The organism is Vibrio sp. 1580 (assembly GCF_033340055.1).
In genome coordinates this window covers 1-909 of sequence record NZ_JAWOVT010000119.1, presented here as the reverse complement: position 1 = coordinate 909, position 909 = coordinate 1, and the positions used below count along the sequence as shown (strand labels likewise).

At 48.1% G+C, this 909-nt stretch carries 1 protein-coding gene; it reads right to left on the bottom strand.

The annotated features are described in order from the left end of the window. On the bottom strand, positions 1-909 hold a 909-nt coding region (locus R7093_RS24430), incomplete at both ends, for a DUF1501 domain-containing protein (RefSeq protein ID WP_318146913.1).

Here is a 909-nt window from a genome sequence, read left to right as displayed (position 1 = left end):
CACCACCTATCAATAACTGATGACCGCCCCAGCCGTGATCGGTACCGTTACCATTATTGGTCATTCGTCGACCAAAGTCAGACATCGTAAACGTGGTCACGTTTTTACTCATACCGAGCTTATCAACTGCGCGATACATGGCGTTTAGGTTGGTGGCGAGATCTTCGAGTAACAAAGGGTGTCGCGCGAGTTGCGAGTCATGCAAGTCGTATCCTGTATGTTTTACAAAGAACACTTGTCGCTGCTGACTAAGCGCACTCTGGCTGGCGATCAATTTGTACACGGTCTGCATTTGTTTGCCGAGTGTAGAAGAGGAGAATAAAGGCGCGTCGTCGATCAGTTTCAGTTGCTCCGCGAGGATGTTGCTCATCATCATGGATTCGTCGACCATCAAATTAAAATGCCCACTGAACGGGTTATCTGCGCTTTGTGAGAGCAATTTTTGATAAATCTCTTCGTAAACTGGATTTCCAACCGCCGTCAATTGACCCGCTTTGTCTTTTTTGAGTACGGTCTGACGGTGCTCCATTGCCTTCAACCATAACGTATCGCCATGCACACTATACAGCGGTGTAATTTGAGCGTCTGACGTTAGCACATCGAGCATGCGTCCAGCCCAACCTAAATTCGTAGAAGCATCCATCCCACCGCGCAGCCAAGATGCGGTCTGTGAATTGTGAGAAAACAGCTGCTCTGGCATTGGAACATCACCTTGTTCGATGGCTTGTTTTGTCACAGGTTGGTTGAGAATGCCGCTATTGAGCACCAAATTAGCATCGCCTTGTTGGAATAGTGGAGCAAGTGCCGACAACTTAGGATGCAGCCCAAGCGGAACGGCGTTGTTGTTTGCGTCGTTCGCATTCAATCCAATGGGAATAATGGTATTTTTGGCAACAGAAAGAGATCCTC